The organism is Azospirillum mesophilum (assembly GCF_053470405.2).
On the sequence record NZ_JBPXMQ020000027.1, the window covers coordinates 56,461 to 69,806 of the forward strand.

The following is a 13,346-nucleotide window of genomic DNA, read 5'->3' on the forward strand; positions in this document are numbered from 1 at the left end:
GTCAGAGCAGCGTGTGTTCCACCAGGATCTTGGTGCCGATGGCGATCAGGCCAAGCCCGCCCACCAATTCCGCCCGGCGGCCCAGCAGCGGCCCGGCGGCGCGGCCCAGCAGGACGCCGCCGAAGCCCATCAGGAAGGTGACGATGCCGATCAGCGAGGCGGTGACGGCGATGTCCACATCGGCCATGGCGAGGCCGACGCCGACCGCGCTGGCGTCGATGCTGGTCGCCACCGCCATGGTCAGCAGGGCCAGCCAGCCGGACCGGGTGGCCGCCGCCTCGTCGTCCTCTTCGCCCTTGATGGCGTTGCGGATCATCGAGCCGCCAATCAGGAGCAGCAGGCCGAAGGCGATCCAGTGGTCCACCGCCTGGACCATCTCCGCGAAGGTGGCGCCCAGCGCCCAGCCGAGCGTCGCCATGCCGAGCTGGCAGGCCCCGAAGGCAAAGCCGACGCGCAGGGCCTCGCCCATGCCGGGGCGTTGCTGGCCCGCCCCGCGGCCGAGCGCCGCGGCGAAGCTGTCCATGGAAAGGCTGATGGCGAGCGCGAGAGAGGTGGCGCCGAGCATGGGGTGGTCTCCGGCCAAACAGGACGCGACAGCGCATCGGCGTCCCCGGTTTGGCCTTCGGGTCGCTTCCGCACCATCGGTCTCGCCGAACCAACCGGACCTTGGTCCGGCCGCCGCACGCGCCACGGGGAAGGTCCCCGAGTCTGTTGGCGCGCGCCCCTCTCCACGGAGGGTGGCTACTCCCCAATGACGGGCCGGACGCTACAGCCAACCGGGCTTGGCGTCAATCTATATGAACAGCTGTTCAGATACTTTGGAAACCCTCTAAAGAGCGGATACCTTCCCTTGCGACCCGATGCCGCGCAGCTCCCGGTATGTTTCGATTTCAAACGAATTTTTAACGATCCGGTCGGCCATCCTTTGCGGACGCAACTGCGAAAAGACTAAGCCTTTAAAAGAAAACGCTAATTTTCGACGCGCGGGGATGGCGGGGATGAGCATGGGGACCGGGGTGAAGATGGGGGCGCTGTCGCTGGCGGCGAAGACGGTGGCCTTGTGCGTGGGCGGGCTGGTCTTGCTCGCGGCCGCCACGTTCGGGGTCAACGAGGTCCTGCTCACCGGCTATGCCGAGCGCATGGCGATGGAGCGCCAGGAGACGAACATGCGCGTCGCCTGGGACGTGCTGCGGCAGTACGGGCGGGACTTCGACGCCCGCGACGGCCGGCTGCTCGCCGGCGATCGGGCGCTGAATGACCTCTTCGAGCCGGTGGACCGGGTGAAGCAGCTGGTCGGCGGAACGGCGACCGTCTTCATGGGGGACACGCGCGTCACCACCAACGTGCTCAAGCCCGACGGGGGCCGTGCGGTCGGCACGAAGCTCGCCGCCGGGCCGGTGCACGACGCGGTGCTCGGGCGGGGCCAGCCCTACCGGGGGCAGGCGGACATCCTGGGCGTTCCCTTCTTCACCGCCTACGACCCCATCAGGAACGCCGCGGGCCAAGTGATCGGCGTGCTGTATGTCGGCGTCCCGAAGGCGGAGTTCTTCACGACCATCCGCGACACCCAGGCGTGGATCGCCGGGCTGAGCGCCCTGGTGACGCTGCTGGTCGCGGGCGGCTGCCTCACCCTGTCGCGCCGCATGTTCCGCCCCCTCAGCGCCATCCGCCGGGCCATGGAGGAACTGGCCCACGGCAACCTCGCGGTCGCCGTCCCGGCGCTCGGCCGCGCCGACGAGATCGGCGGCATGGCCCAGGCGCTCAGCGTCTTCAAGGACAACGCCCAGGCGGTCGCGCGCCTGCAAGCCGCCCAGGCCGAGGAGCGCGCCCGCGCCGAGAGCGAGCGGAAGGACGCCCTGAACGCGGTCGCCCGGTCCTTCGAAGGCACGCTGCTGGGCGTCGTCGGCACGCTCAGCGCCACCACGGCGCAACTTCAATCCAACGCCCGGCACCTGCACGAGATCGCTGAGAACGGCAGCGGCCGCGCCGCGTCGGTCAGCGCCGCTGCCGGAGAGGCCAGCGACGACGTGCAGACCGTCGCCCGCGCGACGGAGGAACTGTCCGCGTCCATCGGGGAGGTCGGCCGCCGGATCGAGGAGTCCTCGACGATGGTCCGCTCCGCCGTGGAGGAGGTGGACCGCACCAACCAGACGGTGGAAGGGCTCGCGGCGGCGGCCGGCCGGATCGGCGAGGTCGTCACCCTGATCCAGTCCATCGCCGCGCAGACCAACCTGCTGGCGCTCAACGCCACCATCGAGGCCGCCCGCGCGGGCGAGGCCGGCAAGGGCTTTGCCGTCGTGGCCGGCGAGGTGAAAAGCCTTGCCAACCAGACCGCCAGGGCCACCGACGAGATCGCGCAGCAGGTCGCGGAAATCCAGTCTGTGACCGGCAGCGCTGTCACGGCCATCGGGGGCATCGGGCGCAAGGTGCTTGCCGTCAGCGATCTGGTCGGGCGCATCGCCCAGTCCGCCGACGAGCAGGGCGCCACCACCGCCGACATCGCCCGCAGCGTCCAGCGCGCCGCCGACCGCACGGCGGAGGTGACCCGCGACGTCCGCGACGTGTCGGAGGCCGCGCAGGGGACCGGCTCCATGGCGTCGGAGGTCCGCTCGGCCGCCGACGACCTGGGCAGGCAGGCCACCGAACTGCGCGATCAGGCCGAACGGTTTCTGGACCGGATCCGCTCCGCCTGACCGGGCAAGCTTACCGGTGCGGACTCAGCGGTGCGTTCGGGCGCGGTAGCGGTCGTCGCGCCAGCGCCAGAAGGCCTCGTCCTCCGCGGCCTGCTGACGCCGTTGCTGGATACGGTCCGCCTGCCATTCCCAGAAGCCGGCGTTCAGGTCGTCCACCTCGCCCCAGCCGCGCGCCGGCCGTGTGCGGGTCAGCCACGGATCGCCCGCCGCCACACCGGGGCCGAGGATCGTCCGGTCATCGGGCTGCGGGGTCAGGTTGCCGCTGTAATGCGGATCGCCGTAGGCGTCGCGGTAGGTGTCGTAGGGCGTCACGCCTTGCGCGAAGACCGGAGCGGAGAGCAGAAGCGCGCTGGCGCCAAGTAGGGCAGGGATCGGGGAGGGCATGGGCCGCAACCTCCTGTGTGTTTCCCCCTGTGTGTTCCCGATTGTCGCGCCGGCTGCCCCCGTCCTGCCCAGCCGTGCGTGCGCGTTACTCCGGGCGGGACGGCCCTGAAGCGTCCCCCATCGCGATCCGATGGTGCGCGCGGAGGCGGTTCTGGTGCACAAGAGGCGTCACCCGCCGCCTGAGGATTCCGCCCGTGTTTCGAAGCACCCGCTCCATTCTGCTGCTCTTCCTGCTCGCCTGCGGTGCCGCGCTGCTGGTCTTCGGCAACGACCCATCGGACGGGGGCAGGGCGGTGGACAGCCGGGCCTTCCTGTCGGCCTGCGAGGCCAGCCCCTTCGCCGCCTCCAACGGCCCCGACCCGGCGGAGGCGGCGCGGCTCTGCTCCTGCGTGCTGTCCTGGCACCTGCGGGAGGGCGCCAAGGACGGCCATCCGCTGCCGGCGGCGCTGTACCAGCCGGGCAAGCCCGCCGACCCGGCCACGTCCGCCGCCACGCCTGCCGCCGTGGTGGATGCCAAGGCGCGTGAGGCCTGCCAGTCCGGCCGCGTGCCGCGTTAAGGGGCACCGGGGGCGCCCCGGCGACCAAGGGAGGCGGAGGATCAGACCGGGCAGACGGCTTCCACGATCCGGCACACGTCGCCGGCCGTCTTCGGCGCGAATCGGGCCAGCAGGCCCGCCCGCAGTTCCGGGATGATCAGCGACACCGGCTGGTGGCTGGGCAGCCACAGGTCGTGCTCCAGGTCGCAGACGCTGACGTAATCCAGCCCGCCCAGCGCGACCAGCAGGGACTGCCGGCCGTCGGCATCGACCTCGTGCGCGATGGCGCGCCCGTTGGCCGTGGCGTAGACGGCGGCCTGATCCTGCGTGTAGCGGGAGATCGGCAGCATGCGCAGCGAGGGATGGCTGCGCAGCACCGTGGCGACGAGGGCGTTCAGTCCGGAGGAGAGGCTCGACATGGGTTCCGAGGCTTCGGTCTAACGGCCCCATCCTATCACAAGCCCCGGCCCGCGCCCTCATACCATCGTGCAGCGCAAAAAGGTCACGCGGCCATGCCTTCCGTGGCGCCGCTCCGTTTGCGGGGCGACATGCCTATGAATGATGGTGAAATGGGAACGCAACCATGCGCAATGCGCGATTATCTGTATCGATACTCTACTGATATTTGATAATAGCAACAATTTATGCTACCCAATTGGGCGCATCACACAAAGCCGCGGTCGCGCCCGCCGGGCGGGCATGGCGCCGCAGGTCCATTGGGGAGCCCGCATGACGTCCACCAGAGACACAGCCAAGGCGCGGCGCACGCTCCGCGCGCCGCGATTCACCCTTTTCCGGGCCGCCGCCCTGCCGGTGGTCGCGTTGCTCGCCCAGGCGGCGCCCGCCGCCGCGCAGACCGAGCAGCGCCTTCTCCAGCCCCCGCCGGTGCTGGGGATCGAGCGTGGCCTTCCGGCCGCCGCCCCGAATTCGCCCCTGGCGCCGCTGAAGGACTCGGCGACGGGGGCCGGGCCGCGGCGCCAGACGCTGTCGGACGTGCCGGTGGTGCGCGGCGAGGCGAGCCTGCGGCTCGACGCCGTGGAAACCACGACGGACATCTGGAATCCGGTCACCAACCGGAAGGACCGCGTGAAGCTGCGCACCTACAACAACCAGCTCGCGGCGCCGACCATCGCGGTCCGGCCCGGCGAGACGGTGCGCATGACGCTGCACAACGGGCTGCCGGACGACCATTGCGAACCGGGCAAGGACCACAACACGCCGGCCTGCTTCAACTGGACGAACCTGCACGCCCACGGGCTGTGGGTGTCGCCCACCGGCAACAGCGACAACGTGCTGGTCGTGCTGAAGCCGAAGATGGAGTTCCAGTACGAATACAACGTGCCGGCGGACCATCCGTCGGGCACCTTCTGGTACCACCCGCACCGCCACGGCTCGACCGCCATCCAGGTGGCCAGCGGCATGGCCGGCGCGCTGATCGTGCAGGGCAACCGCCTGCCGGACGGCGACAAGCGTCCGGGCGACGTGGACCTGATCCTGAAGGAAAAGACCGGCGCGTCCTTCAAGGACGTCGTCATGCTGTTCGGCCAGATCCCCTACGCCTGCCGCAACGCCGACGGCACGATCAAGACCGACCCGGCCACCGGCAAGTGGGCCTGCGGCGAGGGCGAGGTCGGCGGGGTGGACGGCTATGACCAGCTGACCTTCGGCACCTGGGAGAAGTCCGGCCGCTTCACCATGATCAACGGGCAGGTGCTGCCCCACTATGTGGACGTGAAGGTCGGGCAGATCCAGCGCTGGCGCCTGCTGCACGCCGGGTCGCGCGAGACCATCGAGCTGCGCATCCGCAAGGTGCGCGCCGGGGCCACCAGCTTCGACGCGGTGCCCGCCAAGGACCGCGCCGCCTGGGTGAAGGCCAACTGCACCGGCCCGGCGGTCGGCCAGTGGGAGTTCGCCACCGACGGCCTGACCCGCCCGCAGTTCGAGCGCAAGGACACCAACATCCTCCAGCCCGGCTACCGCAGCGACGTGCTGGTGGCCTTCCCGGAGGCCGGCGACTATTGCCTGCTGGACGAGGAGGTCGACGCCGCCAGCTCCATCAGCTTCCAGGCGGAGGCGCAGAACGTGCTGGGCATCGTCACCGCGTCCGGCACCGGCACGGTCGAGGAGGAGCCGACCATCCGCGCCGCCCTGCTGGCCGCCGCCGACCGGCTGCCGGTGGAGAAGGTGCGCAAGAAGGTCGCGGACGACCTGAAGGACGGGCTGAAGCTGTCCTCCTTCGTGCCGCACAAGCCGATTGAGGAGAAGGAGGTGACGGGCCACCAGCAGCTCGCCTTCAACATCGACATCGCGCAGAAGCCGGCGGTCTTCCAGGTGGACGGCCAGCCCTACGACCCGTCGCGCGTGGACCGTCCGCTGACGCTGGGCGGCGTGGACCAGTGGGAGCTGACCTCCAACCGGGCGTCCCACCCCTTTCACATCCACATCAACCCGTTCCAGGTCGTGAAGGTCCTCAATGAGAAGGGCGAGGACATCACCGACCCGGCGAAGAGGTACGAGGAGCGGCTGAAGCTGGCCGGCAACGACCCGCAGTATCTGGACATGCGGGGGCTGTGGAAGGACACGGTCTTCGTGAAGGAAGGCTACAAGGTGGTCGTCCGGACCCGCTACCAGCGCTACATCGGCGAGTTCGTCCTGCACTGCCACATCCTCGACCACGAGGACCAGGGCATGATGCAGAACGTGCGCATCTCCCTGCCGGACTCCGGCGCCGCGCATGGCGAGAAGACGGCGCATCTGACGCACTGAGTCGTCGGGAAAACACCGATGCAATGAGGGCGCGGCCGACAGGATCGGCCGCGCCTTTTCTTTTTGCCCACGGCGGGATGCTTTCTTTCCCGTTCGTAGAGCGGGCAAGACCGGAAACCCACCAAACCGGAAATTTTATGGTTGTGGCTGTGTCCATCACTAGAGGTTGCTCGATCAACGTCCACCCAGAGTTATAGCTGTGACAATTTGTCAATGGACAGGTTGAGTTGAAGGGGGATTTCTAAACGGACTTCTGGCGCTGAACCTGTTTGTTGAGTGTCTGATCTGTATAGGAAGGCATCAGGATCTTTGGGATCTCCAACGAATACCGGACGGACGAACGCCGCGAACCTGATCGCGCCGCAGGGTGAAGGCCTCGCGGCGCTGGTGACGCTGGATGCCCTGCGGTCGCCGGTGTGGCTGTTCGACCCCGACGCCTGCCGCATGCTGTGGGCCAACCGCAGCGCGTGCGAACTGTGGGGGGCGGCGGACATGCCGTCGCTGCTGGCGCGCGACTTCGCGGCGTCGCTGTCGGACGCGTCGCGCACGCGCCTGAATCTCTGCCGGGAGGCCTTCGCGCGCGGCGAGACGGTCGGCGAGCAGTGGACCTTCTACCCGAACGGCCGGCCGGTGACGGTGGACTGCCTGTGCTCCGGCTGGCCCCACGAGGGGCGGACGGTCCTGCTGGTGGAGGGGCGCGTCGTGCCGCGCTCCGACGCCGAACAGACCGAGCAGCGCTGCATGGAGGCGCTGCGCCACTCGCCGGAGATGGTGTCGCTCTACCGGACCGACGGCGCGGTGCTGATGCGCAACCCCGCCGCCCAGGTCGCCTTCGACGCGCCGTTGCCGGGCGAGCCCGACCGCTTCATGGCCAGCTTCGCCGACCCGGCCCAGGCGCTGGCGTCGCGCCGGGTCCTGGCCGACAGCAAGGAGCACACGACGGTCGTCCGCGCGCTGACCGGCCATGGCGAGCGCTGGCACGAAATGGCCCTGCGCGCCGTCTCCGACCCGGCGACGGGGAAGCCGGCGCTGCTGGCGATCCAGCACGACGTGACGGAGCGGATGCGCCTGCAGCGCGACCTCCAGGCCAGCGAGGAACGCCTGCAGATGGCGCTGGACGCCAGCCAGCACGGGCTGTGGGACTGGAACGTCCTGACCGGGGAGACCTACTTCAGCCCGCGCTGGCAATCGATGCTGGGCTACGAGCCCGGCGAGGTCCCGCACGACTTCGGCTTCTGGGAAGACAACCTTCACCCCGACGACCGCGAGAAGGTCCAGAAGGCGCTGAACGACCATCTGGACGGACGGACGCCGGGCTACGGCTGCGAATACCGGCTGCGCGCCAAGGACGGCTCCTGGGTGTGGATCCTCACGCGCGGCCGGGTGGTCGAGCGCGACGGGGAGGGCCGCGGGCTGCGCATGGTCGGCACGCACGCCGACATCACCGCGCGCAAGGCGGCGGACGCGGAACTGGCCGATTCCCGCGCGCGACTCGACGCCATCCTGGCCAACGCGCCGGTCGGCATCTTCATCGTGGACGGCGACCGGTGCATCCAGCGCGCCAACGACGCCATGGCCGACATCTTCCAGCGGCCCATGGAGGCCATGGTCGGCGCCAGCACGCGCGTCATCTACGGCGACGACGCGGTCTTCGCCGACATCGGTCGGCGCGCCTATCCGGCGATGCGCCAGGGCGACACCTTCGCCGACACCATCCCCATGCGCCGCGCCGACGGGGGCGAGGTGTGGTGCCGCATCATCGGCCGCCAGATCCGCCAGGACGACGCGTCGCTCGGCTTCGTGTGGATCGTGGAGGACGTGACCGTCCGCCGCCGCGCCGAACAGACGCTCAACGACCGCATTGCCTTCCAGCGGGTGCTGCTCGACACGGTGCCGGTGCCGATCTTCATCCAGGACGTGTCCGGCTTCTTCACCGACGCCAACGCGGCGCTGGAGGAGTGGCTGGGGCTGGACCGGCAGGCGCTGTTCGGCGAGATGCTGGCCGACCTCGCCCCCGGCGGTCTGGCCGAGCAGGACGAGGCGGCGAACCGCGAACTGCTGTCCAGCGGGCGGACGCAGAGCTTCGAATCGCAGATCCGCTGCGCCGACGGCTCCCTGCGCGACGTCATGGTGTCCAAGGCGGTCTACTGCCGCAGCGGCGACAAGCCGGCGGGCATCGTCGGCGCCATGGTGGACATCAGCGAGCGCAAGCGGGCGGAGCAGGCCCTGCTGGAGCGCCACGCCCTGTTCGAGCAGATCTTCGTCGCCAGCCGGGCGGTGAAGCTGCTGATCGACCCGGCCAGCGGCTGCATCGTGGACGCCAACCCGGCGGCGGCCGCCTTCTACGGCCACGCGCTCGACACGCTGGGCCGCCTGCGGCTGGACGAGATCAGCGTGCCGCCGGATGGGGGGCCGGATGGCGGCGCCGTGCCGGACACGAGCTGGGCGCGGCACGAGAGCGCCCAGACGGTGCTGAGCCGCCATCGCCTCGCCTCCGGCGACATCCGGGACGTGGAGGTCTATTGCAGCCCGGTGCGGGTGAACGGGCGGCGCCTGCTGCTGTCGCTCGTCCACGACATCACCGAACGCCGCCGGGCGGAGGAGGGACTGCGCCACAAGACGGCGGAGCTGGAACGCTCCAACGCCGAGCTGGAGGCCTTCGCCTACGTCGCCTCCCACGACCTGCGGCAGCCGCTGCGCGTCATCAACAGCTACCTCGCCCTGCTGGAACGCGCGCTGGCCGGCTCGCTGGACGAGGAGACGTCCGAGTTCATCGGCTTCGCCCGCGACGGGGCGCAGCGCATGGACCGGCTGATCGTCGACCTGCTGGAATATTCGCGGGTCGGGCGCAAGGCCAAGAGCTTCCGGCCGGTGGACCTGGGCGTGGCGGTCGACACGGCGCTGCTGAACCTCCAGGTCGCGGTGGAGGAGGCGTCGGCGTCGGTCCATGTGGACGGCCCGCTGCCCAGCGTGGCCGGCGACGAGAACGAGCTGGTGCGGCTGTTCCAGAATCTGGTCGGCAACGCCGTCAAGTACCGCACGCCGGAGCGCGCCCCCGTGGTCCGGGTGGCCTGCGCGCGGGAGGACGGGCGCTGGGTCTTCGACGTGCGCGACAACGGCATCGGCATCGCGCCCGAGAATCTGGAGCGCGTGTTCGGCATCTTCCAGCGCCTGCACCGCCGCGACGAGTATGAGGGCACCGGCGTCGGCCTCGCCGTCTGCAAGAAGATCGTCGAACACCACGGCGGAACCATCTGGGTCGAATCGGTGCCCGGCGAGGGCAGCGCCTTCCGCTTCACGCTGCCAATCCGGGAGTTGCCGGTTCGGGATTTCGGGACCTCGCCGGAGGGAGGTGCGGAATGACCCCGCTCCTTGGGCGTGCGGCGGCACCCCTGCGCCGCTACGGGATGCTGATCGCGGGGCAGATCGTCGTCACCGTTCTGCTCGCCGTCGGCTTCGTCTGGGCGGACGACGTCTATCTGCGCTATCTGGTGGCGGAGCACCGCGCCTCGACCGCCGTCACCGCCGTCGGCATCGCCAGCGCGCTGTCCGGCGCCCTGAACGAGCGGCTGGCCCTGGTGCGCGGCCTGACGGCCTTCGTGGACGTGGAGGCGAAGGCCGGCACGCTCGACGCGCGCTTCGCCGCCTTTGCCGAGGGGCTGCGCCGCTCGATCCCCGGTGTGCGCAACATCTCCGCGGCACCGGGCTTCGTGGTCGGCTACATCCATCCGGTCGAGGGCAACCAGCGGGTGCTGGGCAACGCGCTGCTGTCCGATGGCCGTCCGGGCTTCGCGGAGACGGTGCAGCGGGCGCTGGTCTCCGGCGACGTGACCGTGCATGGGCCGATCGACCTGATCCAGGGCGGCCGGGGGCTGATCGCGCGCCAGATCGTCCCTGGCGGCGACAAGCCCTGGGGCGCGGTGGGCATGGTCTTCGACCTGAACCCCATCCTGGACGAGGGACGGCTGGACGCCATCGCCGTTGATCTCGGCTTCCTGCTGCGCGCGGAAAACGGGGAGGTGGTGGCCGGCGACGTGTCGGTGCGCCGGCACAGCCCCATCGTCGAGAGCATCGAGCTCACCGACGGGACCTGGGAATTCTCGCTGGCGCCGCGCAACGGCTGGCTGGCGGCGGCCCACGCCAACCCCGCCTACACCGCCTTCCTGGTCGCCTTCGCCCTGCTGGCGCTGATGACCGAGGCGCTCGCCTACCTGATGCTGAGCCGGCGTCTGACGCTGGAACGGCTGGTCGTGCGGCGCACCGGCGAACTTGACACCCTGAACCGGGAGCTGGAGCGCTTCGCCTACGTCACCGCCCACGACCTTCAGGAACCGTTGCGCGCCATCGCCAGCTACACGCAGCTTCTGGAGCGCCATCTTGAGGGCCGCGTGGACGAGGAGGGTGCGGAGTTCATCCGCCAGATCGTGGACGGCGCCTCGCGCCTGAAGGCGCTGCTGCGCGACGTGCAGCTCTTCCTGGCCGAGGACCGTGTCCCGCTGGACATCAAGCCGACGCTGGTGGACGCGGCCCTGTCCGGCGCCCTGACCACCCTCGGCAAGCGCATCGGCGAAACCGGCGCCGTCGTGACGGCGGAGGATCTGCCGGCGGTCATGGCGGACGAACGGCGGCTGCGCGAGATCTTCGTCGTGCTGATCGGCAACGCCATCGAATACCGCCACCCCTACCGCGCCGCCGAAATCGTCGTCGGCCACCGCCGCCTGGGCAACCAGGACGTGATCGACGTGCGCGACAACGGCATCGGCATCGAACCGCAGTACCGCGAGCAGATCTTCGAGGTCTTCCGCCGCCTCCATTCCCGTGGGGAGCATCCCGGAACGGGCATGGGCCTGGCCATCGCCCGCAAGATGGCCGAGCGGATGGGCGGCCACATCACCGTGGAATCCACCCCGGGCATCGGCAGCACCTTCTCCGTCGTCCTTCCCCACACCCGCCTTCGAGGCCCGTCATGAGCCAGCCCGCGAAAACCCCCGCGAAATCCGACGCCGCCGTCGACTTTGAAATCCTGCTCGTGGAAGACGATCCCGCCGACGCTGGGCTGGCCAAGCGCGCGCTGAAGGACGGCAAGATCGTGTGCCGCGTCAGCCACGTCCGCGACGGGGTGGAGGCGCTGGCCTTCCTGCGCCGGGAAGGGGACTTCGCGGGGGCGCCGCGGCCGGACCTCGTCCTGCTCGACCTCAACATGCCGCGGCTGGACGGGCGCGGCGTGCTGGAGGCGATGAAAAGCGATCCGGAGCTGAAGACCATCCCCGTGGTCATCCTGACCACCTCCGACGTGGACCGGGACGTCAACGCCAGCTATCTGCTGGGCGCCAACAGCTTCATCACCAAACCCATGGACATGGACGCCTTCTTCGACGCCATCCGCAGCGTCGAGGAATACTGGTTCCGTGTCGTTCGCCTGCCGCGCTGAAGGAGGACCGGGTCATGGACGTGCATTTACCGACCGCAACCGGGCCGACCGGAACCGCGGCGGCGAACGGAACGGCATCCGAAGCGGGTGTTACCGCTACCACCGCTATCCTTCTGGTGGAGGACGACGACGCGGACGCGGGGCTGGTCATCCGCGCCCTGCGCCCCTACGCCCGCCGCTTCACCCTGACCCGCGCGACGTCGTTGCAGGAGGCGCGCGCCTTCCTGCGGCGCAACGCCTGCGACGTCGTGCTGCTCGACCTGTCGCTGCCGGACAGCTTCGGTTTCGACACGGTGCGGCGCATGCGCGGCGACGTGCCGTCGCTGCCGCTGGTGGTGCTGACCGGGCTGGACGACGAGGACTTCGCGCTCCAGGCGCTGGCCGCGGGCACGCAGGACTATCTGGTCAAGGGGCAGGCGGACGGCGCCCTGGTCTGGCGCGCCGTCCAGCACGCCATCGCCCGCAAGCGCCTGGAGGAGCAGCTGCGCCTGTCGGAGGAGCGGCTGGCCGGCATCATCGAACTGGCCCAGGACGCCATCCTGACCACCGACGAGAACCTGAACGTCACCCTGTTCAACCCCGCCGCCGAACGGCTGTTCGGCTATTCGGCGGAGCAGATCGTCGGCCGCCCGCTGTCGCTGCTGATTCCGGAGCGCATGCGGCCGAGCCACGCGTCGGCCATCGCCGGCTTCTCCGGGTCGGCCGTCTCGACCCGCGCCATGTCGGAACGCAACGAGGTGACCGGCCTGACCTTCGACGGGCGCGAGTTTCCGGCGGAGGTGTCCATCGCCAAGCTCCAGCACCCGCACGGCATGCTCTACACCGCCGTGGTGCGCGACATCTCCGAGCGCAAGCGGGTCGAGGCGGAGTTGCGCCGCATGGCCACCACCGACCCGCTGACCGCCCTGTGGAACCGCCGCCGCTTCCTGGAACTGGCGGAGGGCGAGCTGTCGCGCCTGCGCCGCTATGGGCGGCCGGTGTCCGTGCTGATGCTGGACATCGACCATTTCAAGGCGATCAACGACACCTATGGCCACGCCGCCGGCGACGAGGCGCTGTGCCGCCTGGCGGAGCTGTGCCGGAACACGCTGCGCGAGACCGACCATCTGGGGCGTCTGGGCGGCGAGGAGTTCGCGGTGGTGCTTCCCGAAACCGGCCTGGCGGAGGCGGTGGACGTGGCCGAGCGGTTGCGCCAGCGGCTGGGCGAGATGGACGTGCGGGTGGGCGACGGCACCATCCGCATGACCGTCAGCATCGGCGTCGCCGCCTGCCTTGAGGAGGACGGGACCATCGACCGCGCCCTGGGGCGCGCCGACCACGCCCTGTACGAGGCGAAGGACGGCGGCCGCAACCGCGTGGTCGCCGCCGCCCCGGAACCGGCGTCGGCCGGCCGTGTCCAGCCGGCGTCGGCCGTTCACGACCAGCTGGTGTCCGCCGGCGAAGCCCTAGCCGTTTCGGCCTGATCGCGCCGGCGCCTTCGGTCGCGCCGCAGGAGTTATGACGCCATGACACGCGCGCAGACAGTCGAATCCGATG

At 70.0% G+C, this 13,346-nt stretch carries 10 protein-coding genes and 1 riboswitch; of the genes, 7 read left to right on the top strand and 3 right to left on the bottom strand.

What is annotated here, in order from left to right; genetic code table 11:
* Position 1: 1 nt before the first annotated feature.
* Positions 2-565 carry a manganese efflux pump MntP gene (locus ACSVC7_RS22660; RefSeq protein WP_448206909.1) on the bottom strand — a complete coding sequence of 188 codons (564 nt, stop codon included), beginning with the start codon at positions 563-565 and terminating at the stop codon, positions 2-4.
* Between the two features lie 88 nt (positions 566-653).
* Positions 654-762, bottom strand: a riboswitch (yybP-ykoY riboswitch).
* Positions 763-998: 236 nt separating this feature from the next.
* Here ACSVC7_RS22660 and ACSVC7_RS22665 point away from each other — a divergent pair.
* Positions 999-2,693 (top strand): methyl-accepting chemotaxis protein, encoded by a 1,695-nt coding sequence (locus ACSVC7_RS22665; RefSeq protein WP_448206908.1) that lies wholly within the window; start codon positions 999-1,001, stop codon positions 2,691-2,693.
* Between the two features lie 24 nt (positions 2,694-2,717).
* Here the strand turns inward: ACSVC7_RS22665 and ACSVC7_RS22670 are convergent, their stop codons facing one another.
* Complete coding sequence (locus tag ACSVC7_RS22670) at positions 2,718-3,077, bottom strand: hypothetical protein (RefSeq protein ID WP_448206907.1); 360 nt, start codon at positions 3,075-3,077, stop codon at positions 2,718-2,720.
* Between the two features lie 194 nt (positions 3,078-3,271).
* Between ACSVC7_RS22670 and ACSVC7_RS22675 the strand changes: the two genes are divergently transcribed.
* Positions 3,272-3,634: a hypothetical protein gene (locus tag ACSVC7_RS22675; RefSeq protein WP_448206906.1), complete on the top strand. Its 363-nt coding sequence runs from the start codon at positions 3,272-3,274 to the stop codon at positions 3,632-3,634.
* Positions 3,635-3,675: 41 nt separating this feature from the next.
* On the opposite strand, the gene ACSVC7_RS22680 is transcribed toward ACSVC7_RS22675, so the two are convergent.
* On the bottom strand, positions 3,676-4,032 hold the full coding sequence (locus tag ACSVC7_RS22680) for a hypothetical protein (protein WP_448206905.1): 357 nt from the start codon (positions 4,030-4,032) through the stop codon (positions 3,676-3,678).
* A gap of 310 nt (positions 4,033-4,342) precedes the next feature.
* Between ACSVC7_RS22680 and ACSVC7_RS22685 the strand changes: the two genes are divergently transcribed.
* The 5 genes from ACSVC7_RS22685 (at position 4,343) to ACSVC7_RS22705 (ending at position 13,273) form a co-directional block, all read left to right on the top strand.
* Positions 4,343-6,379 carry a multicopper oxidase family protein gene (locus ACSVC7_RS22685; RefSeq protein WP_448206904.1) on the top strand — a complete coding sequence of 679 codons (2,037 nt, stop codon included), beginning with the start codon at positions 4,343-4,345 and terminating at the stop codon, positions 6,377-6,379.
* Positions 6,380-6,688: 309 nt separating this feature from the next.
* Positions 6,689-9,742: a PAS domain S-box protein gene (locus ACSVC7_RS22690; RefSeq protein WP_448206903.1), complete on the top strand. Its 3,054-nt coding sequence runs from the start codon at positions 6,689-6,691 to the stop codon at positions 9,740-9,742.
* The gene (locus tag ACSVC7_RS22695) at positions 9,739-11,349 is read left to right on the top strand and encodes a sensor histidine kinase (protein ID WP_448206902.1); all 1,611 of its coding nucleotides are present in this window, start codon (positions 9,739-9,741) and stop codon (positions 11,347-11,349) included. Before ACSVC7_RS22690 ends, ACSVC7_RS22695 begins: the two co-directional genes overlap by 4 nt.
* Positions 11,346-11,810 carry a response regulator gene (locus ACSVC7_RS22700; protein WP_448206901.1) on the top strand — a complete coding sequence of 155 codons (465 nt, stop codon included), beginning with the start codon at positions 11,346-11,348 and terminating at the stop codon, positions 11,808-11,810. The genes ACSVC7_RS22695 and ACSVC7_RS22700 overlap by 4 nt, the downstream gene beginning before the upstream one ends.
* Before the next feature lie 14 nt (positions 11,811-11,824).
* On the top strand, positions 11,825-13,273 hold the full coding sequence (locus ACSVC7_RS22705) for a GGDEF domain-containing protein (protein ID WP_448206900.1): 1,449 nt from the start codon (positions 11,825-11,827) through the stop codon (positions 13,271-13,273).
* The last annotated feature ends 73 nt before the right edge of the window (positions 13,274-13,346 follow it).

Bases quoted from the DNA above. Each gene is read 5' to 3' on its own strand.
- ACSVC7_RS22660 (WP_448206909.1), bottom strand. From the start codon at position 565: ATGCTCGGCGCCACCTCTCTCGCGCTCGCCATCAGCCTTTCCATGGAC.
- ACSVC7_RS22665 (WP_448206908.1), top strand. From the start codon at position 999: ATGAGCATGGGGACCGGGGTGAAGATGGGGGCGCTGTCGCTGGCGGCG.
- ACSVC7_RS22670 (WP_448206907.1), bottom strand. From the start codon at position 3,077: ATGCCCTCCCCGATCCCTGCCCTACTTGGCGCCAGCGCGCTTCTGCTC.
- ACSVC7_RS22680 (WP_448206905.1), bottom strand. From the start codon at position 4,032: ATGTCGAGCCTCTCCTCCGGACTGAACGCCCTCGTCGCCACGGTGCTG.
- ACSVC7_RS22685 (WP_448206904.1), top strand. From the start codon at position 4,343: ATGACGTCCACCAGAGACACAGCCAAGGCGCGGCGCACGCTCCGCGCG.
- ACSVC7_RS22695 (WP_448206902.1), top strand. From the start codon at position 9,739: ATGACCCCGCTCCTTGGGCGTGCGGCGGCACCCCTGCGCCGCTACGGG.
- ACSVC7_RS22700 (WP_448206901.1), top strand. From the start codon at position 11,346: ATGAGCCAGCCCGCGAAAACCCCCGCGAAATCCGACGCCGCCGTCGAC.
- ACSVC7_RS22705 (WP_448206900.1), top strand. From the start codon at position 11,825: ATGGACGTGCATTTACCGACCGCAACCGGGCCGACCGGAACCGCGGCG.